This is a genomic window from Streptomyces sp. 4F14 (assembly GCF_048159485.1).
Taxonomy (GTDB): Bacteria; Actinomycetota; Actinomycetes; order Streptomycetales; family Streptomycetaceae; genus Streptomyces.
Map to the genome: position 1 here is coordinate 42,244 of NZ_JBLRVY010000003.1, position 23,082 is coordinate 65,325.

At 72.2% G+C, this 23,082-nt stretch carries 22 protein-coding genes and 1 pseudogene; 10 read left to right on the top strand and 13 right to left on the bottom strand.

Annotation, left to right across the window (positions count from 1 at the left end; all coding sequences use genetic code 11):
* Positions 1-5 precede the first annotated feature (5 nt).
* Positions 6-899: a recombination regulator RecX gene (gene recX, locus ACLZOT_RS04930; RefSeq protein ID WP_416967464.1), complete on the top strand. Its 894-nt coding sequence runs from the start codon at positions 6-8 to the stop codon at positions 897-899.
* Positions 900-1,461: 562 nt separating this feature from the next.
* A complete protein-coding gene (locus ACLZOT_RS04935; RefSeq protein WP_416967465.1) occupies positions 1,462-3,987 on the top strand; it encodes an FtsX-like permease family protein in 2,526 nt (841 codons plus the stop codon).
* 138 nt (positions 3,988-4,125) lie between these two features.
* On the opposite strand, the gene ACLZOT_RS04940 is transcribed toward ACLZOT_RS04935, so the two are convergent.
* The 8 genes from ACLZOT_RS04940 to ACLZOT_RS04975 all read right to left on the bottom strand — a co-directional run bounded on the left by ACLZOT_RS04940 (position 4,126) and on the right by ACLZOT_RS04975 (position 10,546).
* Entirely contained in the window at positions 4,126-4,575 is a 450-nt protein-coding gene (locus ACLZOT_RS04940) for a rhodanese-like domain-containing protein (protein WP_416967466.1), read from the bottom strand.
* Positions 4,572-5,099, bottom strand: a complete 528-nt coding sequence (locus ACLZOT_RS04945) for a cysteine dioxygenase (RefSeq protein ID WP_416967467.1) — start codon at positions 5,097-5,099, stop codon at positions 4,572-4,574. Before ACLZOT_RS04945 ends, ACLZOT_RS04940 begins: the two co-directional genes overlap by 4 nt.
* A 61-nt stretch (positions 5,100-5,160) precedes the next feature.
* Entirely contained in the window at positions 5,161-5,247 is an 87-nt protein-coding gene (locus ACLZOT_RS04950; protein WP_368431555.1) for a putative leader peptide, read from the bottom strand.
* 174 nt (positions 5,248-5,421) lie between these two features.
* Positions 5,422-7,011 carry an FAD-dependent monooxygenase gene (locus ACLZOT_RS04955; RefSeq protein WP_416967468.1) on the bottom strand — a complete coding sequence of 530 codons (1,590 nt, stop codon included), beginning with the start codon at positions 7,009-7,011 and terminating at the stop codon, positions 5,422-5,424.
* Positions 7,012-7,186: 175 nt separating this feature from the next.
* A complete protein-coding gene (locus ACLZOT_RS04960) occupies positions 7,187-8,089 on the bottom strand; it encodes an amino acid ABC transporter permease (RefSeq protein ID WP_416967469.1) in 903 nt (300 codons plus the stop codon).
* Positions 8,086-8,751: an amino acid ABC transporter permease gene (locus ACLZOT_RS04965; RefSeq protein WP_416967470.1), complete on the bottom strand. Its 666-nt coding sequence runs from the start codon at positions 8,749-8,751 to the stop codon at positions 8,086-8,088. Before ACLZOT_RS04965 ends, ACLZOT_RS04960 begins: the two co-directional genes overlap by 4 nt.
* Before the next feature lie 111 nt (positions 8,752-8,862).
* Positions 8,863-9,711 carry a glutamate ABC transporter substrate-binding protein gene (locus ACLZOT_RS04970; RefSeq protein WP_416967471.1) on the bottom strand — a complete coding sequence of 283 codons (849 nt, stop codon included), beginning with the start codon at positions 9,709-9,711 and terminating at the stop codon, positions 8,863-8,865.
* 58 nt (positions 9,712-9,769) lie between these two features.
* Entirely contained in the window at positions 9,770-10,546 is a 777-nt protein-coding gene (locus ACLZOT_RS04975; RefSeq protein ID WP_416967472.1) for an amino acid ABC transporter ATP-binding protein, read from the bottom strand.
* 311 nt (positions 10,547-10,857) lie between these two features.
* Here ACLZOT_RS04975 and ACLZOT_RS04980 point away from each other — a divergent pair, with 311 nt between their 5' ends.
* Both ACLZOT_RS04980 and ACLZOT_RS04985 read left to right on the top strand, forming a co-directional pair.
* Positions 10,858-11,544 (top strand): response regulator transcription factor, encoded by a 687-nt coding sequence (locus ACLZOT_RS04980; protein ID WP_416967473.1) that lies wholly within the window; start codon positions 10,858-10,860, stop codon positions 11,542-11,544.
* Positions 11,545-11,553: 9 nt separating this feature from the next.
* A complete protein-coding gene (locus ACLZOT_RS04985; protein WP_416967474.1) occupies positions 11,554-12,954 on the top strand; it encodes an ATP-binding protein in 1,401 nt (466 codons plus the stop codon).
* Position 12,955: 1 nt separating this feature from the next.
* Here the strand turns inward: ACLZOT_RS04985 and ACLZOT_RS04990 are convergent, their stop codons facing one another.
* Positions 12,956-13,954 (bottom strand): TAXI family TRAP transporter solute-binding subunit, encoded by a 999-nt coding sequence (locus tag ACLZOT_RS04990; RefSeq protein ID WP_416967475.1) that lies wholly within the window; start codon positions 13,952-13,954, stop codon positions 12,956-12,958.
* Positions 13,955-14,042: 88 nt separating this feature from the next.
* Here ACLZOT_RS04990 and ACLZOT_RS04995 point away from each other — a divergent pair, with 88 nt between their 5' ends.
* On the top strand, positions 14,043-14,441 hold the full coding sequence (locus ACLZOT_RS04995) for a MazG nucleotide pyrophosphohydrolase domain-containing protein (RefSeq protein WP_416967476.1): 399 nt from the start codon (positions 14,043-14,045) through the stop codon (positions 14,439-14,441).
* A gap of 33 nt (positions 14,442-14,474) precedes the next feature.
* Here ACLZOT_RS04995 and ACLZOT_RS05000 read toward each other — a convergent pair whose 3' ends face one another.
* Positions 14,475-15,506, bottom strand: a complete 1,032-nt coding sequence (locus tag ACLZOT_RS05000; RefSeq protein WP_416967477.1) for a hypothetical protein — start codon at positions 15,504-15,506, stop codon at positions 14,475-14,477.
* 169 nt (positions 15,507-15,675) lie between these two features.
* Here ACLZOT_RS05000 and ACLZOT_RS05005 point away from each other — a divergent pair, with 169 nt between their 5' ends.
* The gene (locus tag ACLZOT_RS05005) at positions 15,676-15,951 is read left to right on the top strand and encodes a hypothetical protein (protein WP_416967478.1); all 276 of its coding nucleotides are present in this window, start codon (positions 15,676-15,678) and stop codon (positions 15,949-15,951) included.
* 333 nt (positions 15,952-16,284) lie between these two features.
* Here the strand turns inward: ACLZOT_RS05005 and ACLZOT_RS05010 are convergent, their stop codons facing one another.
* Both ACLZOT_RS05010 and ACLZOT_RS05015 read right to left on the bottom strand, forming a co-directional pair.
* A complete protein-coding gene (locus ACLZOT_RS05010; protein WP_416967479.1) occupies positions 16,285-17,505 on the bottom strand; it encodes a cation:proton antiporter in 1,221 nt (406 codons plus the stop codon).
* A gap of 3 nt (positions 17,506-17,508) precedes the next feature.
* Positions 17,509-17,994 carry a cation:proton antiporter regulatory subunit gene (locus tag ACLZOT_RS05015; protein ID WP_416967480.1) on the bottom strand — a complete coding sequence of 162 codons (486 nt, stop codon included), beginning with the start codon at positions 17,992-17,994 and terminating at the stop codon, positions 17,509-17,511.
* Positions 17,995-18,117: 123 nt separating this feature from the next.
* Here ACLZOT_RS05015 and ACLZOT_RS05020 point away from each other — a divergent pair.
* Positions 18,118-19,167, top strand: a pseudogene (locus tag ACLZOT_RS05020) (sensor histidine kinase); the annotation flags it as partial.
* Between the two features lie 440 nt (positions 19,168-19,607).
* Positions 19,608-20,285: a response regulator gene (locus ACLZOT_RS05025; protein WP_416967481.1), complete on the top strand. Its 678-nt coding sequence runs from the start codon at positions 19,608-19,610 to the stop codon at positions 20,283-20,285.
* A 189-nt stretch (positions 20,286-20,474) separates the two neighbouring features.
* Here the strand turns inward: ACLZOT_RS05025 and ACLZOT_RS05030 are convergent, their stop codons facing one another.
* Positions 20,475-21,638, bottom strand: a complete 1,164-nt coding sequence (locus tag ACLZOT_RS05030; RefSeq protein WP_416967482.1) for an LLM class flavin-dependent oxidoreductase — start codon at positions 21,636-21,638, stop codon at positions 20,475-20,477.
* 164 nt (positions 21,639-21,802) lie between these two features.
* On the opposite strand from ACLZOT_RS05030, the gene ACLZOT_RS05035 reads away from it, so the two are divergent.
* On the top strand, positions 21,803-22,318 hold the full coding sequence (locus ACLZOT_RS05035) for a MarR family winged helix-turn-helix transcriptional regulator (RefSeq protein ID WP_416967483.1): 516 nt from the start codon (positions 21,803-21,805) through the stop codon (positions 22,316-22,318).
* 119 nt (positions 22,319-22,437) lie between these two features.
* Positions 22,438-23,058 (top strand): DsbA family protein, encoded by a 621-nt coding sequence (locus tag ACLZOT_RS05040; RefSeq protein WP_416967484.1) that lies wholly within the window; start codon positions 22,438-22,440, stop codon positions 23,056-23,058.
* Positions 23,059-23,082 lie beyond the last annotated feature (24 nt).

Below are 23,082 nucleotides of genomic sequence, written 5' to 3' on the forward strand. Positions count from 1 at the left end.
CCTCCGTGACACGACGAACCGACTGGGCCGACCCCTTCGACCCCGACGCCTTCCGGGGCCCGGGAGCGCGGGAGGCCGAGCCCGGCCAGGGGCGGCGAGGCGGTGCCGGCCGGTCGGCGCGGGGTCCGTACGACGGCGACGGGCTCGGGGACGACTCCTCCCCGGGCCGCGGTCGGCGCAGCAGCGCTTCGTACGCCGACGCCGACCTGCTCGACGGCTCTCTTCGGGGTGACGGCGAGGACGGCGACGGGGGACACGGCGGGCGCGCGGGGCGCGGCAGGACCGGTGGGGGCGGTCCGCGTGGCCGTCGCCGCAAGGGCTTCGGGGAACCGTCCACCGGGCGGTCCGCCGAGGGGGAAGGCGTTTCCGACTCGTCGAGGGCCGAGAAGGAGCAGCCTTCAGGGGACCCGGTCGAGCGGGCGCGGGCGATCTGTCTGCGCCTGCTCACCGGGACCCCGCGCACCCGTAAACAGCTCGCGGACGCCCTGCGCAAGCGGGAGATCCCGGACGAGGCGGCCGAGGAGGTGCTCTCCCGGTTCGAGGAGGTCGGGCTGATCGACGACAGCGCCTTCGCGGGGGCCTGGGTGGAGTCCCGGCACCACGGCCGGGGCCTGGCCCGGCGTGCTCTGGCCCGGGAACTGCGCACCAAGGGCGTCGACTCCACACTGATCGACGAGGCGGTCTCCCAGCTCGACTCCGAGCAGGAGGAGACGACCGCCCGGGAACTCGTCGCCCGCAAGCTGCGCGCCACCAGAGGGCTCGACCGGGACAAACGGGTCCGGCGGCTCGCGGGGATGCTCGCCCGCAAGGGCTACTCCGAGGGCATGGCCCTCAGGGTCGTCCGGCAGGCGCTGGAGGAAGAGGGGGAGGAGACCGAGTTCCTGGACGGGGAGTTCTGAGGACGGGGGGCTTTGAGGACAGGGGAGCTTTGAGCGACGCGGCGCCCGGTGCACGCGTCGGTCTGGGACTGGGGCTTTTCGTTCCGCCGGTCCGGCGGTGAAGGCTTCGGGATGGCGCAGGTGCGACGGGAGGCAGGACGCTGTGGTCCCGAGGTCCTCGGCGGGAGTGCGTGCCCCCGGGCACCGGTGGAGCGTTGTCCTGCTGGGGCGGGAGCGCAGTCGTGGGGGCGGCGGTCGGTACGTGGCGCCGGGACGGTGGTCCCGGAGCCGGTGACCGTCGAGGTGGGGGCATCGGAGTGACCGGCTCCGGGCAGGGTGGACGCGCGGGGGCGCCGATCGTGTCCGGGCCGGGCCCGGTGTGTTGCCCGGAAACAGCCGGTACCCATGGAACGGCCGGTCTCCGGCCAGGGCTGGTGAAGGGGCGGAGCCCTTCCTGCCCCCGGGGTGGGGGTAACCCCCGCGCGAAGACGCTGGATCGCCGCAGTGCGCGGGCGGGTGTGCGGGGGCGAGTGTGGGCGGGTGCCGTCGACTCCCCGCACAACAGAAGAGAGAGCCCTCCCTCATGATGCTGCGTTACGCCCTGAAGACGGTCCGCGCCCGCAGGGCCGGCTTCCTCGGGGCCTTCCTCGCCCTGCTGTGCGCGTCCGCGCTCGTCACCGCCTGCGGCACACTCCTGGAGACGGGGCTGCGCGGCACGATCCGCACCGAGCGGTACACGGCGACCCCCCTCCTGGTCTCCGGTGACCAGAACGTCCACCGGACCACCGTCCAGCACAAGCACGGCAAGACCAAGGTCAAGCACAAGGCCAAACCCATCGCCGAGCGAGCCTGGCTCCCCGAGGGACTGGCGCAGCGGATCGAGGCCGTCCCCGGCGTGGCCCGCGTCGTCCCCGAACTCACCTTCCTCGCCGTCCCGTCGACTCCTGGCAACGACCCCGGCCGGCCCTCCTACGGCCACGCCTGGTCCTCCGCCGGGCTGACGCCGTACCGCCTCCTCGGCGGGGCCGCGCCCCGGGGTGCCGACGAGCTCGTCGTCGACAGCGACCTCGCGGCGCGGGCGCGGCTGGCGGTCGGCGACCGGCTCACCGTGCAGTCGACGCAGGCTCCGCGCGCCTACCGGATCAGCGGCATCGCGGCGGCGACCGGCGTACGCCATCAGACGTCCCTCTTCTTCTCCGCCGGCGAGGCCCGCAGGCTGGCCGCGCACCCCGGGCAGGTCACCGCGTTCGGCGTCGTCCCCGTCGAGGGGACCGACCCCGGCGAGCTGAAGCGGGCGGTCGTGCGGGCCCTGGACGGCACCACCGCGCAGGTCGCCGCCGGGGACGCGCGCGGTCCCGTCGAGTTCCTGGACGCCGCTGCCGCGCGAGTCAAGCTGATCAGCATGGGCGGGGCGATGGGCGGGACCTCGCTGCTGGTCGCCGTGCTCGTGGTCGTCGGGACCTTCGGGCTGTCGGTGCAGCAGCGGCACCGGGAACTCGCCCTGCTGCGGGCGATCGCCGCCACCTCGGGGCAGATCCGCCGGCTGCTCGGCCGGGAGGCGCTGCTCGTCGGGGCGGTCGCCGGGGCCGTGGGCGCGGTCGCCGGGCTGCCGCTGGGGGGATGGCTGTACGGACGGTTCGTCGCCCTGGGGGCCGTACCCGCCACGCTGGAGCACTCCGTCAGCGTCTTCCCGCCCCTCGTCGCCGCCGCCGTGACTCTGGTGGGCGCCTGGGCCGCCGCGCGGATCGCCTCCCGGCGGGTGGTGCGGATCCGGCCCGTCGAGGCGCTCACCGAGGCGAAGGCCGAACCCACCCGGCCCGCGTGGGGACGGCTCCTCGCCGGTCTGCTGCTGCTCGCGGGTGGCGGCACTCTCGTCGCCGTACTCGGCGTGCTGCGCACCGAGCCCGCCGCGACGCCCGTGACCTTCCTCGCCGTCATCGTCCTGTCCACCTCCGTCGCCCTCCTCGGCCCGCTCCTCGTCAGAGCGGCCACCCTGCTTCTCGCCGGGCCCCTGCGGCTCACCGGTCACGGCGGCCGGCTCGCCACCGCCAACCTGCGCGGCAACGCCGTCCGTACGGCCTCTGTCGTCACCCCTCTCACCCTGCTCGTCGGTATGACCTGCACCGTCCTGTTCGTCCAGCCCACCCTCGGTGACGCCGCCCGCGCCGAGGCCCGTGCGGGGGTGCGCGCCGACTGGGTCGTCGACTCGGCGGGACCCGGCGTCCCCGCCCCGGTGGCCGAGCGGCTGCGGGGGCCCGGTGACGCCGTGACCGAGGTCGTCCGCACCACCGTCCGGGTCGGCCTCGACAAGTACCCGGCGCAGGGCGTCACTCCGGCCGGTCTCGCCCGCACCTGGGATCCCGATGTCACCGCGGGCTCCCTCGACCGGCTGGCCCCGGACACCGTCGCCGTCAGTGAACTGGCCGCGGACCAGCTCGGTCTGGCACTCGGCTCCACCCTGAAGCTGACCCTCGGCGACGGAACGCCCGCCACGCTCACCGTCGCCGCCGTCTACTCCAGGGGCCTCGGCTTCGGAGACCTCACCCTCGCGCACGACCTCGTCGCCCGCCATGTCGACAATCCCCTGTCCGCCTCCCTCCTCGTCAGCACCAGCCGTACACACAGAGAACTCGCGACTACCCTCCGTGAGTTCCCGGGTCTCCGGATTCTTTCCCCGGCCGCGGCGGACTCGCTCCAGGCGGCCAGGCAGCAGGAGAACGCCGAGGTCAACCTGCTCGCGATGGGGCTCGTCCTGGCCTTCACCGCCATCGCCGTCGTCAACACGCTCGGCATGTCGGTCTCCGAGCGGATCCGGGAGTTCGCGCTGCTGCGGCTCGCCGGAGCGACGCGCCGTCAGGTGCTGCGGATGCTGCGCACCGAGGCCCTGGCGACCCTGCTCCTCGCGACCGCGCTCGGCAGCGGCATCGCCCTCGCCGTCCTGACCGCGTTCAGCATCGGGATGACGGGACGGGCCGCGCCGGCCGTCGCTCCGCTCGCGTACGTCACCGTCGTCGCCGTGGCCGGACTGCTCGCGCTCGTGGCGACCGCGGTGCCGGGGCGAGTGGCGCTGCGGGTGCGGGCGGTGACGGTGGTCACGGCCCGGGAGTAGGGAGGCTGAGGGCGGTAGCGGGACCGGGGCGGAGGGGGGCGGTCATATTGTCGCGTGAATCGCGCTGGCCTTTTCGGCCTCCCGCCTCCTCGACGTCCCGCCCTTTCGGCCTCCGACCCCTTCGGCTTTCGCCCCCTCCTACCCCGTCACCGGCAGCCCCGCCGCCCTCCACGCCTGGAACCCGCCGGTCAGGTCGGTCGCCCGGTGCAGCCCGAGTCGGTGCAGCGAGGCGGCGGCGAGGCTGGAGGCGTAGCCCTCGTTGCAGATCACGATGACGCGCAGGTCGTGTCCGGTCGCCTCGGGGGCGCGGTGGCTGCCCTGCGGGTCGAGGCGCCACTCCAGTTCGTTGCGCTCGACGACCAAGGCGCCGGGGATCAGCCCGTCCCGCTCCCGCAGGGCGGCGTACCGGATGTCGACGAGCAGCGCGTCTCCCGCGCGGGCGGCCTCGTACGCCTCCTGGGCCTCCACGCGCGCGTATGTGGCGCGTGTCTGTTCCAGCAGGGTGTCTATCCCCACGGGCTGCTCGCCGGGGGAGACGGCGCCGGTGCGGCTCGCGGCGGCCGTGTCGTCCGTCTCGTGCGCGCTCACTGCCAGTCCTCGGGACGTTCCACCTGCTCCAGCCGCAGCGTCTGTCCGGAGCGGCTGTAGCGGCGGATGCGGGGGAGTGGCGGGTAGTACGCGTGGACGGAGATCGCGTGCCGCTCGGAGGACTCGTTGAGGACCTCGTGGATGTGGTGGCGGCCGAACGCGCGGCCCTGTCCCGCGGTCAGGCGGCGTTCGCGGTCGACGTCCTCCGTCAGCTCCAGGGTCTTCCAGCCGTCGGTCGGGAGGCGGGCCGCGAGGGAGTTCTCCTTGAGCGTGCCCCGGGCGGCGAGGAAGGCGCCCACCGAGTCGGCGTGGTCGTGCCAGCCGGTGCCGGTGCCCGGCGGCCAGCCGATGAGCCACGCCTCGCTGCCGGCGGGCCCTTCGAGACGGATCCAGGTACGGCCCTCGGGGTCGAGCGGGAGGGACGCGATCAGCTCGGTGTCGGCGGCGGTGCGCCGTACGAAGTCCAGGAGGTCGGCCTGGGTGGGGATGCGGGCGGGCGTGGGGAGGGAGGGGGCGACAGACACGGACACCGTCCTGGTGAGGTTCGCGGGGAGCGCGCGCCGTACGCGCGTGAAGGGATGCGAATCAGCAGGAGGAGCGACACACGCAGCCCGCGTAGCGGACGAGGTCCATGTGGACCCTCCGCCACAGGTGCACACAGGTGTCGGTCACGATCCGGAGTAGACCATGGCCGTGCAGGGCGGTCAACTGGCTGTCACCATGCGGACAAAGAGGGGGTGAGCAGTGATTTCGTCTGATGATCGGACCGTGAATCGTGCTCCCGCGCGCGGGGACGGGGACCGGTCTTGAAGCGCGCCCGCGCGTGAGAAGCCCCCAAAAACTCCCTCACTGCACCCCCGCCTCCGCCTCCTCCCGCGCCGCCCCGCCCACCGCCGTCTCCGCCGCCGCGTACAGATCCGCCGGCCGTACGCCGTTCAGCGCGGCCACCAGATGCCCGTCCGGCCGGATCAGCAGCACCGTGTGGGGCGCGGCCCCCGGATAGCTCTCGGCGACCAGCAGCTCCGCCGGGTACGGCAGCGCGGTGACGGCCGCGGCCAGGCGGGGCATGATGCCGGCTCCCACCCAGTGCTTGCGCTCCCACACGCCCGTGCCCGGCGCGATCAGCACGGCGAGCAGGGCGCCCCGGCCGAGGCGGTCGCGCAGGCGCACGAAGGAGCCGTCCTCGGCGGTCACCCGGACGTCGGCGACCTGGGCGCCGGGCGCGGTGTCCACCGGCACCTCGGCGGCCAGGTGCCGGGGCGCGAGCGGGGAGTCCGCGTGGTCGCCCGGAGCGCCGAGCGGGCCACGGCCGAGGTGGCCGTCGGAGAGCAGCGCGTCGTGGCCCCGGGCGGCGCCGGGGACGTACGCGCGCAGGCCCCCGCCGCCGCGCAGCAGCGGCAGCGTCTGGTCGGCGGCGCGCAGGCGCGCGGAGACGGCCGCCCGGCGCTCCGCCTGGTAGCTGTCGAGGAGCGCCTCGCGCGGGCCGTGGTGCCAGGCCGCCGCCAGCTTCCAGGCGAGGTTGTCGGCGTCCCTGAGGCCCTCGTCGAGGCCGTGCGTGCCGAACGCGCCCAGCAGGTGCGCCGCGTCCCCGGCGAGGAACACACGCCCCACGCGCCAGCGCCGCGCGAGACGGTGGTGCACCGTGTGGACGCCGGTGTCGAGCAGCTCGTACGGAGGCGTCGCCCCGTCGTTCCAGCCGGTGAGTGTCTCGCGTACGCGTGCCACCAGCAGCTCGGGCGTCACCAGGTCCTTGCCGGGCGGAAGCAGCCAGTCCAGGCGCCAGACGCCGTCCGGGAGGGGGCGGGCGGTGACCTCCCCGGCCGACGGTCCGGACGTCCGCCACGGCGGCATCCGATGGAGCAACGCCTGACCCGCCCAGGGAAGTTCCGCCCGCAGCGCCGCCACGGCGTGTCGCTCGACCGCCGTACGGCCGGGGAAGCGGATGTCCTGGAGTTTGCGGACCGTGGAGCGGGGGCCGTCGCAGCCGATCAGATAACTGCCGCGCCACCAGGTGCCCTTCGGCCCGCGCGTGTGCGCGGTGACGCCGGAGGACTCCTGCTCGACCGTGTCCAGCCTGCTGTCCACGGCGAGCTTCACCAGCCGCTCGCGCGCGAGCGCCGTCCGCAGCGCGCGCGTGAGGACGTGCTGGGCGATGTGCAGGGGGGCCGGTTCCGTGTCGTCGAACGTGACCTCGCGCATCGTCTGTTTGCGCCGCAGCGACCGCCAGCCCGTCCAGCGCAGCCCGTCCGGCGGGGCGCCGGTCAGCCGCTCCACCAGAGCGGCCGTGTCCTCGCGCAGGACGACCGTGCGCGCGAGCCGCGGCTCGTCCTTCCCCGGGCCCTCGTCCAGGATGACCGACGGCACCTCCTGACGCGCCAGCGCCAGGGCGAGCGTGAGCCCCACAGGGCCCGCTCCGACGATGATCACCGGGTCCACTGAAGGCCGCCTCCTGCCCGCGACGGTGCCCTCAGGGACGTAAGTGAATTCGAGGTGGGAGCAGGGTGCACGATCACAGAACGTATGCAACCCATTGCCGCTGCTTGCGTCAAGTGACGGAGGCAGCGGCGCGCACGCCACTGCCTCCGTACAGGTCAAGGGATGTGAGGGAGCGTCAGGCGGCTCCGCCCGCGCCCGTGCCGTACGTACCGCCGACGGCGGCAGAACCCGCGACGTCGTTGGTGCCCAGTACCGCGCCCGTGCTGCGCTTGCTGCGCCGCAGGCGCTTCTCCAGCCAGCTCGCGAAGCTGGTGAGGATGAAGTTCAGGACGATGAACATGATCGCGACCACGATGAAGCTCGGGATCGGGTTGGCGTAGTTGGCCGCCAGCGTCCCGCGCGAGTTGAGCAGCTCGGTGAAGCCGATCATCACACCGCCCAGCGCGGTGTCCTTCACGATGACGACGAGCTGGCTGACGATCGCCGGCAGCATCGCCGTGACGGCCTGCGGGAGCAGGATGCTGCTCATCGTCTGGCCCTTGCGCAGACCGATGGCGTAGGCGGCCTCCGTCTGGCCCCTGGGAAGGGCCAGGATGCCTGCGCGGACGATCTCGGCGAGCACCGCCGCGTTGTAGAGCACCAGGCCCGTCACGACGGCGTACAGGGGCCGGTCCTCGCTCGTGATGTCCGTGGACTCGGAGAAGAACTGGAAGGCGAACAGCATCAGCAGCAGCACCGGGATGGCGCGGAAGAACTCGACGATCGTCCCGGACACCGCGCGCACAGTGGTGTGGTCGGAGAGGCGTGCGATGCCGAGGACCGCACCCAGCGGGAGGGCGATCAGCATGGCGAGCGCGGCGGCCTTCAGCGTGTCGCCGAGTCCGGGCAGGAGGTACGTCGTCCAGGCTTCCGACTCCGTGAACGGACTCCACTGGGCGGACGTCAGCAGGTCCTTCTCGTCCAGCTTCTGCCACACCCACCACACGAGCAGGACGAGCAGTGCGGCGAAGACCACCGACAGGACGGTATTGCGCACCCGCGCGCGGGGGCCGGGTGTGTCGTAGAGGACCGAGCTCATCGCTTCACCGCCAGTCGCTTGCCGAGCCAGCCGAGGAAGAGGCCGGTCGGCAGGGTCAGTACCACGAAGCCGAACGCGAAGACCACGCCGATGAGCAGCGTCTGCGCCTCGTTCTCGATCATCGTCTTCATCAGGTAGGCGGCCTCGGCGACGCCGATCGCCGCCGCCACCGTGGTGTTCTTGGTCAGCGCGATCAGGACGTTGGCCAGCGGGCCGATGACTGCGCGGAACGCCTGCGGCAGCACGACCAGCCACAGGGTCTGCGTGAAGTTCAGGCCGATGGCGCGGGCGGCCTCCGCCTGGCCCATCGGGACCGTGTTGATGCCGGAGCGCAGCGCCTCGCAGACGAACGCCGCGGTGTACGCGACCAGGCCGAGCACGGCCAGCCGGAAGCCCTGGATCTTGAAGTCGCCGGAGCCCATGGTGACCCCGAAGACGTCGGCTAGGCCGAGTGAGCAGAACAGGATGATGACCGTCAGGGGGATGTTCCGGACGATGTTGACGTACGCGGTGCCGAACCAGCGCATCAACGGGACCGGGCTGACTCGCATCGCGGCCAGCAGGGTGCCCCAGATCAGGGAGCCCACGGCGGAGAGCGCGGTGAGCTTCACCGTCATCCAGAACGCCCCTAGGACGTCGTAACCTTCAAGAAAGTCGAACACGATCTCCCGCGCTTCCGGGTGGATGGCCGATGAGGAGGGCGTGGCATGCCGCCGCCGTGATCGCGACGGACGACGGCACGCCTCGGGAACCTTTCGGGGACTGCCCCGCGGCTACTTGACGATGGTGCCGATCTTCGGGGCCGGCTCGTTCTTGTAGCCCGCCGGGCCGAAGTTGGCGTCGACGGCCTTCTGCCAGGAGCCGTCGCTGACCATCTTCTCCAGCGCCTTGTTGATCTTGTCGACGGTCGCGGTGTCGCCCTTCTTGACGCCGATGCCGTAGTTCTCGTTGCTGAGCTTCAGGCCCGCGAGCTTGAACTTGCCCTTGTACTGCTCCTGGGAGGCGTAACCGGCGAGGATCGAGTCGTCGGTGGTCAGCGCGTCCACGGAGCCGCTCTGGAGGCCGGAGAGGCATTCCGAGTAGCTGCTGAGCTGCTTCAGGTTGGCCTTCGGGGCGATCGTCTTCTGCACGTTCTGCGCCGAGGTCGAGCCGGTCACGGAACACAGGTTCTTGCCGTTGAGGTCGGTGCCCTTGGAGATGTCCGAGTCGGACTTGACCAGCAGGTCCTGGTGGGCCAGCAGGTACGGCCCGGCGAAGTCGACCTTCGCCTTGCGCTTGTCCGTGATCGAGTACGTCGCCGCGATGAACTTGACGTCCCCGCGCGCGAGCGCGTTCTCGCGGTCGGCGCTCTTGGTCTCCACGAACTGGATCTGGTTCGGCTGGTACCCCAGCTCCTTGGCCACGTAGGTGGCGACGTCCACGTCGAAGCCCGCGAAGGAGCCGTCGGGCTTCTTCAGGCCGAGGCCGGGCTGGTCGTACTTGATGCCGATCTTGATCTTGTCGCCGCCCCCGCCGGCGGAGGAGCTGGAGTCGTCGTCCTTCTTGTCGCTGCCGCAGGCGGTCGCGGCGAGGGAGAGGGCGAGGACGGCGGCCGAGGCGGCGGTGACCTTGCGGAGCTTCATGGGGCGTCCTTAGGAGTGAGCTGGAAGGAGTGCTGGTCCGGCGGTGCTGATGCGGCCGTCAGTGGTGCAGGATCTTGGACAGGAAGTCCTTCGCGCGGTCGCTGCGCGGGTTGCTGAAGAACTGGTCGGGGGTCGCCTGCTCGACGATGCGGCCGTCCGCCATGAACACCACGCGGTTGGCGGCCGAACGGGCGAAGCCCATCTCGTGGGTGACGACGATCATCGTCATGCCGTCCCGGGCGAGCTGCTGCATGACCTCCAGGACCTCGTTGATCATCTCGGGGTCCAGCGCGGAGGTCGGCTCGTCGAAGAGCATCACCTTCGGGTCCATCGCCAGCGCCCGCGCGATGGCCACACGCTGCTGCTGGCCGCCCGAGAGCTGCGCGGGGTACTTGTCCGCCTGGGTGCCCACTCCGACGCGGTCCAGGAGCGCCCTGGCCTTCTCCTCGGCCGCCTTCTTGTCGGCCTTGCGGACCTTGACCTGGCCCAGCGTCACGTTCTCGAGCACGGTCTTGTGCGCGAACAGGTTGAACGACTGGAAGACCATGCCGACGTCGGCACGCAGCCGGGCCAGCTCCTTGCCCTCCTGGGGCAGCGCCTTCCCGTCGATCGTGATCGTGCCCTCGTCGATCGTCTCCAGGCGGTTGATCGTGCGGCACAGGGTGGACTTCCCGGACCCTGAGGGCCCGATGACCACGACGACCTCGCCGCGCGCGATCGTCAGATCGATGTCCTGGAGCACGTGCAACGCACCGAAGTGCTTGTTCACGCTCTTCAGGACGACCAGCTCGTCGGTCGAGGCCGCGTCCTGCTTGGCCACCGATGGTTCGGTCATCGTTCTCTGGCTCCGTCCTCCTCGGGTTTCGAGGACAGTAGTAACCAGTGACGAGCAGCGTCATTACATCTGAGGTGAATCTGAGCATCACGATCCGATAGCAATCGGACACGTGTAGTGGCCCGGTGGCGGGCGCGCGTATCGGCCGGATAACGGAAGGGGTGCGCAACCGGAACCCGCTTGACGGCGTCATCGTCCATCAGCGTGACTTCGTGGGGGCACGCGCGCGTGGTGGCGCGTTTCGGCACCCGGGGCTCCGGTTCATTCCTAGGGGCTCGACGCTACGACCGAATGAACTGGGGGAGGCCGGAATGAGACTGCTGCTCGTCGAGGACGACAATCACGTCGCCGCGGCCCTGTCCGCGGTCCTCAGGAGGCACGGTTTCGACGTCACCCACGCGCGCAGCGGCGAGGAGGCCCTCCAGGCGCTCGTCCCCGAGGGCCCCGGGTTCGGCGTTGTCCTGCTTGACCTGGGACTGCCCGACCAGGACGGCTACGAGGTGTGCGGCAAGATCCGCAAGCGCACCGCCACGCCCGTCATCATGGTCACCGCCCGCTCCGACGTACGCTCCCGCATCCACGGCCTCAACCTGGGCGCGGACGACTACGTCGTGAAGCCCTACGACACCGGCGAACTGCTCGCCCGTATCCACGCCGTCAGCCGTCGCACCGTCCACGACGAGGGCGCCCCGGCCGCCGACAGCGCCCTGGTGCTCGGCCCCGTCCACATCGAGCTGCCGACCCGTCGCGTCACCGTCGACGGGTCGGTCGTACAGCTCACCCGAAAGGAGTTCGATCTGCTCGCCCTTCTGGCCCAGCGGCCCGGTGTGGTGTTCCGGCGCGAGCAGATCATCAGCGAGGTGTGGCGCACGAGCTGGGAGGGTACGGGGCGCACTCTGGAGGTCCACGTCGCCTCCCTGCGCGCCAAGCTGCGCATGCCGGCGCTGATCGAGACCGTACGCGGCGTGGGCTACCGGCTCGTCGCGCCGGCCGCCTAGCGGGCGCGCGTGCGTACACGGCTGCTGCCGCTGCTGATCATCCTGATGGCGGCCGTCCTGCTCGCCTTCGGCGTCCCGCTGGCCGTCAGCCTCGCGGGGGCGCAGCAGCAGAAGGTGGTCGTCGACCGGATCGACGACACGGCGCGGTTCGCCGCGCTCGCGCAGTTCGTGACGGTGACGGAGGACGTGTCGACCACCGCTGACGAACGGCGCAGGACGCTGCAGCGGGAGCTTGAGAACTACTACGGCGTCTACGACATCCGTGCCGGAGTGTTCCTCCGGACGGAGGACTCGATGGCCAGCGCGCCGGTCACCAGGAAACTCGGGAAGGCTGACTCCGAGGTACGCAAGGCGTTCGAGGAGGCGCTCCTCAGCCGGCGTAGTCACGACCCCGCTCAGGTGTGGCCCTGGGACCGGGGACGCCTGGTCGTGGCGTCGCCCGTCATCCGGGACGGTGACGTCGTCGCGGTCGTCGTCACCGACTCGCCCACCGGGGCGCTGCGCTCACGGATCCTGCACGGGTGGCTCATCATCGGCGCGGGCGAGGTCGCCGCGCTGCTGCTCGCGATCGGCGCCGCGCTGCGGCTGACGGGCTGGGTGCTCAAGCCGGTCGGGATCCTCGACACGACCACCCACGCGATCGCCAGCGGTCGGCTCAAGTCCCGCGTGGCGGCCTCTGGAGGCCCTCCGGAGCTCCGCAGACTGGCCCGGTCGTTCAACGAGATGGCGGACACCGTCGAGGACGTCCTGGAGCAGCAGAGGGCTTTCGTCGCCGACGCCTCGCACCAGCTGCGCAACCCGCTCGCCGCGCTCCTCCTGCGGATCGAGCTGCTGTCCTACGAACTCCCCGAGGGCAACGAGGAGATCGCCTCCGTCCAGAACGAGGGCAAGCGCCTCGCGCAGGTCCTCGACGATCTCCTCGACCTCGCGCTCGCCGAGCACTCCGAGGCCGACCTGCGGATCACGGACATCGGCACGCTCGCCGCCGAACGCGTCGCCGCGTGGGCGCCGACCGCCGAGGCCAAAGGGGTGACGCTGAGCGGGGACTGTCCGGCCACCACCGCGTGGGCCGACCCCGTCGCCCTGTCCAGCGCGCTGGACGCCGTCATCGACAACGCCGTCAAGTTCACTCCCCTGGGTGAGAAGGTCGAGGTGTCCGTCACCGCCGACGGCACCGCCGCGACCGTCGTCGTCACCGACGACGGGCCCGGTCTCACGGACGAGGAACTCGCGCGCGTAGGGGACCGTTTCTGGCGCAGCGGACGGCATCAGAACATCAAGGGCTCGGGGCTCGGGCTGTCGATCTCCCGCGCGCTGCTCGCGGCGGGCGGGGCGACGATCTCGTACGGGCCCCATGAGCCGCACGGGCTGACGGTGACGGTCCGCGTACCCAGGACGCCGGCGTCCTGAACTAGGGCTTCACCGAACGGTAGTAGCGGCGGGCGCCGTCGTGCAGGTCGAGCGGGTCGGTGAAGATGGCCGTCCTCAGGTCCACGAGCTGCGCGGAGTGGACGTCGTGGCCGATCTCGTCACGGCTCTTGATGACGGTCCTGGTGAACCACTCGACAAGGCGCTCCGGCGTGTCCGCGCGGGTGATCAGGAGGTTGGCGACGGCGACCGTCGGCACCGGTTCGTTGCGCTGGAGTTTCGGATAGGCGTCCCCGGGCATGTTGGTCGACCGGTAGTAGGCGGCGCGGCCGCCCTTCTTGTGCATCTCGGCGACGAGGGCCGCGGGTATCGCCACGAAGCGGAACCTGGACGGCTCGGCCGCCAGCCTCTGGAGCCCCTTGGTCGGCACGCCGCCGGACCAGAAGAACGCGTCGATCTTGCCGTCCTTGAGGTCCTGCGGTCCGGTGTCGATGCCTTCGTTCATGGACGTGATGTCCCCGGGGGCGACGCCCGCGGCAGCGAGGACCCGCTCGGCCATGAGCCGTACGCCGGAGTTGGGGAGCCCTGTGCCGACCCGCTTGCCCTTGAGGTCGGCGACGCTCTTCACGTCCGAGTCGGACGGCACGATCAGCTGGAGGTAGTCGTCGTACAGGCGGGCCACCGCGCGCAGCCTGTCCGACCCGTCCGCGTGGTCGTTGTCGTACTGCGCCACGGCGTCGGCGGCGGCGATCGCGAACTGTGCGCCGCCCTCGGCCACGAGCCGGACGTTCTCCTGCGAGCCGTTGCTCTGGAGCAGCTGGACCTTCAGGTTCGGCATGTCCCTGGACAGCTCGCCCTTCAGCAGGTCGGCGTACTGGTAGTACACGCCGACCTGGTTCCCGGTGGTGAACTTGACCGACCCGGACGGCGGGTCGTCCCCCAGGGGCAGCAGCCACCACAGCAGCAGTCCGAGTACGACGACGCCGGCCGCCGCGCCTTCGAGCGCGTGGCGTCGGCCGATCCGGGCGAGCAGCTTGGGCATGGCGCGATCCTGCCAGGCGGGACCGGCGCTGACCAGGCCGGTGAGCGTGGGGGAGGGGACTGTCAGTGGGCGCCGTTACAGTCGGTGCATGAGTTCGTCGCCCGCCGCACTGGTCCGAGAGTTCCACCGAGCCTTCGGGCTCGACGCCCGCAGTACGCCCGCCGAAGTGGCCCCCGCGCTCGCCGCGCACCGCGGGGAACTGCTCGCGGAGGAGGCCGCGGAAGTCGCCGAGGTGGCCGTCGAAGGACCGCTCGACCGGCTGGCGCACGAACTGGCGGACGTCGTCTACGTGGCGTACGGGACGGCGCTCGTGCACGGCATCGACCTGGACGCCGTGCTCGCCGAGATCCACCGGTCCAACATGACCAAGATCGGGCCCGACGGGAAGGTCGCCCGGCGGGCGGACGGGAAGGTGCTCAAGGGGGAGCACTACGAGGCGCCGGACGTGGCGGGCGTGCTGCGGAGCCAGGGGTGGGAGCCGCGGTAGGCGGGCCCCCACCCGCACGGGGCCCGCGTCGCGTCACGCCGGTGAGCCGGCGAGCTTCCACTCCCGGTGCAACGCCCCCAGCGGGATGTCGCGCTGGAACACCGGGGTGCCGAAGACGGACAGCTGGAGCCGCAGGGTCCCGGTCAGGTCGATGCCGCCGTACAGCGCCCAGGTGCCCCGCGCCTCGAAGTCGCCGTCCGCGCCGGTGACGGAACCCTCGCCCTCGCCGCGGACGTACGGCGCGAGGTCGGCGACGACGCCCACGGTCCCGTAGAGGCCGACGCTGGCCTCCGCGCCCAGGGCGGCCTTGACGGAGCCCGCGGTCGTCATGGACGTACGGACCGGAGTGCTCGTCACCGTCGAGGAGTTGACCGGCGTCCAGCCCTGGGCGAGGCCGAAGGTCCCGCCCGCCTTGAAGTCGCCCTCGACGCTCTGCTCGACGTCGACCGTGACCTTGCCGTCGCCGGTGATCTGGACGTAGCAGGTCAGGTCCAGGTTGACGACGACGGGGACCGGGCCGACCTGGAGCACCGGGTCGGCGTGCAGCTTGGCGAAGGGGATGCGCCGCGCGGTCGTGGAGGCGGCGGCGCGGCCCTTCAGGGACCAGGCCGAGGACCAGTCGCCGGAGACGCCGAGGTACGCGGAGAGCGGGGAGGCGGCGGCGCCCTCACCGCCGTACGTGAAGTCGACCTGCGGGGCGACCTGTACGAAGCCCGAGACGGACGCGGAGGCCGACGCGGAGTCGTCGCCGATCGTCGGGAGCGCGGCGCTGACGTCGAGGCGCAGGCTGCCGAGCGGGACGGTCGCGCCCTTCGGGCCGATGTGCACGTCCTCGGTCTTCGACCAGGAGAGGTCGACGTCCGGGAGCAGCTTGTCGACCCGGAACGCGGACGGGTCGACGGGCACGCTGCCCTTCGCCGTCTCGTCGGCCAGCAGGGCGTTCAGCTGCGCCGGTTCGGTCTCCACCTCCGTGCCCTCGGCGGTCTCGCCGAGCACCTTCGTGACCTTCGCGAGCAGGCCGTTCGGGGCGCCGGGGGCGGGGGCGCTGGCGATGACGTCGCCCACGGCGGTGGTCTGGGACGGGGCGGAGGGCTCCAGGGCTGTGGGCGTGGGCGCCGGTATGGAGGGGGACGCCGATCCGGCTGGTTCTTCCGTTGTTTCGGCGGTTTTTGACGGTCTTGGAGAATTTGTTGGTGATGGGGAACTTTCGGTCTCCTTGCCCGCGTTGGAGGAGATGACGGCCCGTCCGGTCCTGCTGTCGTACGACGCGACGCTCAGCTTGCTCGGTCTGGCCCGCCCCTCGGACCCGCCGCCGGGGCGTGCGGTGGCGGTCGGCGCGTCGTCGGGTGCGGCGGCGACGGCCAAGGGGGCGTCGTCCGGGGCCGCCGTCGAGATGTCCGCGACGATCTGCTCGTCGGTCGCGGCGGAGCGGTCGTTCTGCGGGGCGGAGGAGCAGCCCGCCGCGAGGAGCAGGGCGCTCGCGGCCAATGCGGGCATGAGGGCGCGGTAGGGCCTCGTGTGTCGGCGCAACGTCAGTCCTGGAGGTGAGGGGGGTGGGAGAGACGACCGGCGGGGCAGAGGTGGCTACTCGCCGGTAACGGGCCACGAGCATGCCACGACGACCACACGGAGGTTCCACGGTTTGATCACATCAGGATGTGACCTGCGTCATGCCGGAGGCGTTCTCGGGGGCTTCCTGGCGGTGTGGGGGAAGTTGTCGGACTGGGTCTCAACTTCCCTTGGGAGAAGGGGATTTGGGCGAATGGGTGGCGGGCGTGAGAACGGCCCCTGGCGTGGCGCCCACCGCGCGCCACGCCAGGGGCCGTACGGCCGGGGCGAGACCTCAGGTCTGCTCCTGCTTCTCCGCCTGCTCTGTCATGGGGACCTGCTCCGCCGCCTTGGCGGTCGCCCGGCGCAGGGCCCAGCGGGTGGCCAGGGGCTCGGTGTAACGGGCCGTCAGCGGGCCGAGGATGACCAGCAGAAGGACGTACGCGGTGGCCAGCGGGCCGAGGTCGGGCTCGATGCCGGCCGTCACCGCCAGGCCCGCGATGACGATGGAGAACTCGCCGCGCGCGACCAGCGTGCCGCCCGTGCGCCAGCGGCCCCGCACGGAGATGCCCGCACGCCGGGCGGCCCAGTAGCCGGTGGCGATCTTCGTGCAGGCCGTCACGACGGCCAGCGCGAGGGCGGGCAGCAGGACGGGCGGGATGCTCGCCGGGTCCGTGTGCAGCCCGAAGAACACGAAGAACACGGCGGCGAACAGGTCCCGCAGCGGGCTCAGCAGCGTGTGCGCGCCCTCGGCGACCTCACCGGAGAGCGCGATGCCCACCAGGAACGCGCCGACCGCAGCCGACACCTGGAGCTCCTGCGCCACACCCGCCACCAGGATCGTCAGCCCCAGCACCACCAGCAGCAGCTTCTCCGGGTCGTCGCTGGAGACGAACCGCGAGATGAGCCGCCCGTACCGCAGCGCGACGAACAGCACGGCCCCGGCGACACCGAGGGCGACCGCCAGCGTCAGCGACCCCGACAGCAGCCCGGCGCCCGCCACCAGCGCGGTGACGATCGGCAGGTAGACCGCCATCGCCAGGTCCTCCAGCACGAGAATGCTGAGGATCACCGGCGTCTCGCGGTTGCCGACCCGCCCCAGGTCGCCGAGCACCTTCGCGATCACCCCGGACGACGAGATCCAGGTGACGCCCGCGAGGACGACGGCCGCGACCGGGCCCCAGCCCAGCAGCAGCGCGGCGGCCGCGCCCGGGAGCGCGTTGAGGCAGAAGTCGACGAGCCCGGCCGGGTAGTGCGACTTGAGGTTGGAGACGAGATCGCTGGCCGTGTACTCCAGGCCGAGCATCAGCAGCAGGAGGATGACACCGATCTCGGCGCCCGTCGCCACGAACTCCTCGCTCGCGCCGAGCGGCAGCAGCCCGCCCTCACCGAAGGCGAGACCGGCCAGCAGGTACAGCGGGATCGGCGAGAACTGGAACCGGGCGGCGACCCGCCCGAGCAGTCCGAGGCCGAGAATGATCGAACCGAACTCGATGAGCAGGACCGCGGAGTGCACCCGTCACTCCTGACCGAGTATCGCGGCCGCCGCGTCGACGCCCTCCCGGGTGCCGATCACGATCACCGTGTCACCGCCGGCCAGCCGGAAGTCCGGCGCGGGCGACGGGATCGCCTCCGCACGCCGCAGCACGGCGACGATGGACGCGCCGGTCTCCGTACGCATGCGCGTGTCGCCCAGCAGCCGCCCGTTCCACCGCGAGGTGGCCCCGACCTCGACGCGTTCGGCGACGAGTCCCAGGTCGGTGGTGTAGAGCAGGCTCGGGCTGTGGTGCGACGGCATCAGCGCGTCGATCAGCGAACCGGCCTCGGCGGTGGTCAGCCGCAGGGACTGGGCGCAGGAGTCGGGGTCGTCGGACCGGTACACGTTCACCGTGCGCGTGCCGTCGCGGTGCGCCACGACCGAGAGGTGGCGGTGGTCGCGCGTCACGAGGTCGTACTGGACCCCGATGCCCGGCAACGGCGTCGACCGCAGGCGTGGAACAGACACGTTTCTCTTCCCCTTGATGCTGATGTCGTGCTGAGACGCCCCAGGTGCGCGGACGTCCTGCCGATGTGTTCCGGACATCTGCCCGGAACCGCCCATGCTGCCATCCGGCCGTACGGTGGCGATATGGGTGTCATGACGGATGGACGGGCCCGGCGGCGGACGGAGAGGCTGGTCGCGGGTGTGCCGTGGGCGCGGGGCGGGACCCCGCGAGGGTCGCGGAGAGGGAGAGGAGGGGTCGGGAGCGTGTCGCTGTTCTGGCGGATGTTCTGCCTCAACGCGGTCGGCCTCGTCGTGGCCGCAGCCCTGCTCCTGGGGCCGGTCACCGTCTCGACGCCCGTCCTGCCCGCCGAGGCGCTCGTCGTGGCCGCCGGGCTCGGGGTGCTGCTCGTCGCCAACGCCGTCGTCCTGCGGATCGGCCTCGCGCCGCTGGGGCGGCTCGGGCGGGCCATGGCCTCCGCCGACCTGCTCCAGCCGGGCGGGCGCGCGGTCGTCTCGGGGCCCGTGGAGACCGCCGAACTGATCATGACGTACAACGCGATGCTCGACCGGCTCGAAGCCGAACGGGCCGCCAGCGCCGGGCGGGCGCTGTCCGCGCAGGAGAGCGAGCGCCACCGCATCGCGCGCGAGCTGCACGACGAGGTCGGCCAGACCCTGACCGCCGTACTCCTCCAGCTCAAGCGGGTTGCCGACCGGGGGCCCGACGAACTGCGTGAGGAGATCGGGCAGGCGCAGGAGGCGACCCGGGCGGGGCTCGACGAGATCCGCCGGATCGCGCGCCGGCTGCGCCCCGGTGTGCTCGACGAACTCGGGCTGGTCAGCGCGTTGCGCTCGCTCGCCGCCGAGTTCACCACCCACGGTCTGACCGTCCGGCGCGACCTCGCCGCCGGGCTGCCCCCGCTCCCCGAGGAGTCCGAACTCGTGATCTACCGCGTCGCCCAGGAAGCCCTCACCAACACCGCGCGCCACGCCGCCGCCGACCGCGCGGACCTGAGCCTGCGGGCCGTCCCGGGCGGCGCCGAACTCGTCGTCCGCGACAACGGCAAGGGCTTTCGCGGTGCGCCTGAGGGCGCGGGCATACCGGGCATGCGCGAACGCGCCCTCCTGGTGGGCGCGCGCCTGACCCTCGGCGACGCTCCCGGCGGCGGCGCGGAGGTCCGGCTGCGCATTCCGGTCGTGCTGCCGGTGGAGCCTCGGCTGGAGCTGGGCGCGGGGTACGAGGGGGAGCGGCTCGCGGGGTTCCCCGCGGCGTACGGCGCTGGGCTCGCCTCCGGCGGTACGGCTGTCGGGGGTGGCCCGGAAGGCGGGACGGAAGCCGGTCGGCGGGGGAGCGGCTGGCCGGGGGAGGGGGAGACACCCGGGACGCCGGACGAGGATTCCGCGCCCGCTCATCAGAGGCACGGCGGTATGTCGGCTGCCGCCCGGGAAGGGACCGTGTGCTGCTCCGGGGACGGGCGGCGCGCGCCCGGAGCCGGCGCCGGGAGGCGTGTGTACGGCCCTGAAGCCGGCGGTTCCTTGAGCGGGCCCCGTTCGGGTGTCGAGCCTCGGCCTCCCGTCGATCCGCCCGTGTCCGGACCTGCCCGTACCGACCTCCCGCCCGCGCCCGGGGGACAGAAATGACCGTCTCGCCCGTCGGTGGCCCCCGGTCGCCGATCCGTGTGCTGCTGGCCGACGATCACACTCTGGTGCGCCGGGGTGTGCGGCTGATCCTCGACAGCGAGGCGGACCTGACCGTCGTCGCCGAGGCGGGCGACGGGGCCGAGGCGGTCGAGCGGGCGCGGAGCGGGGACGTCGATCTCGCCGTGCTGGATGTGGCGATGCCCCGGATGACGGGGCTGCAGGCGGCCCGGGAACTGTCGCGCCGCCTGCCCGACCTGCGGATCCTCATCCTGACGATGTACGACAACGAGCAGTACTTCTTCGAGGCGCTGAAGGCCGGCGCGGGCGGGTACGTGCTGAAGTCGGCCGCCGACCGGGACCTCGTCGAGGCGTGCCGCGCGGCGATGCGGGACGAGCCCTTCATCTACCCGGGGGCGGAGCGGGCGCTCGTGCGGTCGTACCTGGACCGGCTGCACCGGGGCGACGGGCTCCCGGAGCGGCCGATCACGGAGCGCGAGGAGGAGATCCTGAAGCTCGTCGCCGAGGGGCACACCTCGAAGGAGATCGGGAACCTGCTGTTCATCAGCGCCAAGACGGTCGAGCGCCATCGGGCCAACCTGCTGCAAAAACTGGGGATGCGGGATCGCCTGGAGCTCACGCGGTACGCGATCCGGGCTGGGCTGATCGATCCCTGAGGCCGGCTCGGGCCGAGACGCCCCGGCCTGAGGCGTCCCGACCCGAGGCGCCCCGGCCCGCCTGTGAGGCGCCTCGCTCGGAGACAGACGGCCTCGGCCCGAGGCGCCCCGCCCGGAGCCGGAGACGCCTGCGCTTGCGCCTTGAGGCTCACCCCTTGGAACCCTTGAGGCTCGCCCCGTCCATGCGCCTCACCCCGCCAAGTCGAACTCCGGGATCAGCTCGCCGACCAGCTCGATGCTGCGCATGACGCTCTCGTGCGACAGCCCCCCGACCTGCTGGAAGCACATCAGCCGGTCGATGCCGAGGTCGGCGTAGGCCCGGATCTTCTTGCGGACGGTCTCGGGGGAGCCGACGATCAGCGAGCCCTGTTCGCTGAGCGCCTCGAACAGCTCCTTCTCGGGGACGGTCTCGCCCTGGAGGATGCGGCCGATCGCGAGCTGCGCGGCGTTCGGCCCGCCCGCGGCGCCCGCCTCCGCGCGCAGGAACGCGCCCGCGCGCCCGCCGCCGTCGGGGGAGGCCATCAGCTCCTTCTCACGGGTCATGTTCTCCAGGAACGCGTCGGCCGCCTCGAAGAAGGTCAGCGCCCGGGCCGTGTACCAGGCGGCCGCCGCGGCCGCGCCGTCCCGCATCGCCTGCTCGTCCGTGTCCGCGCAGTGCACGAACGTGAAGAACGCGACCTGGTCGTTGACGAACGCCCCCGCGGGCGTACGGCACTCGGCCGCCGCCGCGCGGTACAGCTCGACCAGCCGGCCGACCCGCTCCAACGGCTCCCACAGCGTCGTACCGAGCACCCCGACACCCCGGCGCCCGGCCTCCTCGAACGACCCGGGCGTGGACGCCGCCTGCCACAGCGGCGGGTGCGGGTCCTGGAGGGGGGAGGGGACGACGGGGACGCCGCCGGTGACCGTGAGGTCGCCGCCCCAGATGCGCGGGACGGTCTCGAAGACCTCCGCGACCTGCTCCCGCACGGTCGCCGGGTCCACCCCGAACAGCCGCCACTCCGGGGCCGTCGACCGCGTCAGCCCCAGCTCGACGCGGCCGCCGCTGAGATGGTCCAGTACGGCCGCGCGCTCGGCGACCCGGATCGGGTGGTTGATCTGCGGCGGGGCCAGCACCGCCGCGTGCCCGAGCCGTATGCGCGCCGTGCGCTGCGAGAGCGCGGCGAGGAACAGCTCGGGAGCCGAGGACAGGCTGAACTCCTGCGCGCCGTGATGCTCGACCTGCCACCAGCAGCCGTATCCCAGTGTGTCGGCCAGCTCTGCCTGCTCCAGTGCCTGGGTCATCCGCAGGTGCTGGTGATCGGGGGTCCAGGGCTTCGGGTCCTGGATTTCGCTGAAGATGTCGAGCTTCATCGGGGTGGTCCCTTTCAAGGGTGCTCCGACCGGATTTGGTCCGATCGTCGCCATCGTACGAAAGCCCACTGACAATCGGACGCCCGGCCTCCGCCGGGCCGACCGGGCGTCAGATCCGCATGAGTGTGCGCGGCTTCGCCTCTGCCGTCAGGCATGATCGGTGCATGGCGACGGAGGAGAGCGGCGGGGGAAGCGTGAGCGCGATCTCGACGGCGCGGGAAGCCGCGAACGACGAACTGGTGCTGGCGTTCGGGCGGTTGCAGGGCGCCGCCAACCGGCTGGAGTACATCCTGGGGCGGGCACTGGAGGTCGAGTGCGGCATCACGCACCTGACCTTCGAGGTGCTGCTGATCCTCGGGCGCGCGGGTGAACCCGGGCTGTCCATGCGGGCGGTGGCCCAGGAGCAGGTGCTGACGACCGGGGGCGCGACGCGGCTGGTGGACCGCATGGAGGCCGCCGGGCTCGTCGAGCGGGTCGAGGACCCCGGCGACCGGCGCGGGCGCCTGGTGCGGCTCACGGCGCTCGGGGAGGAGACCGTGGTGGCGGCCTCGCGGGTGCACGTGGCGAACATCGAGCGGTACTTCCTGGCGCCGCTGCCCGAGGGGGACCGCGAGCGGTTCGCGGAGGACCTGCGGATCCTCAGCCACGCCGCGCGGGACATGCTGCCGCGCTTGCCGTGACCGGGCGCCGGGGGTGATCGCGGAGATGTGGGCGCGACGGAAATATCTGAGGTGGCAGATACTGTTCCCTCAGATGAATCGCTCGCGCCCGGCGAGCGCCCACCCTGTCGAGGTCATCGATGCAGCTCGTCTACGTGTACGACGCCTACTGCGGCTGGTCCCACGGCTTCTCCGCCACCCTCCGCGAGACGGCCGCGCACCACCCGGAACTGCCCGTCGAGGTGGTCTCCGGAGGGCTGTTCACCGGCCGCCGGCGCGTCCCCGTCCGAGAGTTCGGGTACATCCAGGGCGCCAACGCGCAGATCGCCGAACTGACCGGCGCCGTCTTCGGTGAGCCCTACGAGCGGCTCATCGCGGACGGCTCCTTCGTCATGGACTCCGAGGCCGCCGCGCGCGGTCTGGCAGCCCTCCGCGCGGGCGCGCAGGACCGCGCCGCCGACCTCGCGACAGCCCTCCAGGACGCGTTCTACGTCGACGGCCTCAGCCTCTCCGACCCCGCCACGTACCGGAAGCTCGCCGAGGCGCACGGGCTGGACGCGGACGCCGTCGTGACCGCGTTCGAGGCGCCCCACGCGCGCGCTGAGGCCGAGGCGGACTTCCGGCGGAGCGCGGAACTGGGGGTGAGCGGCTTCCCGACGCTGCTCGCCGTCGACGGGGAACGGATCGTGACCCTCGCGCGCGGGCGTGCCACGGCCGACGAGGTCGAGACGCGGCTCGCGGCGTGGAGCCGCCCTTCGTGAGGAGGACGGCCCCTGTCCTCCAGT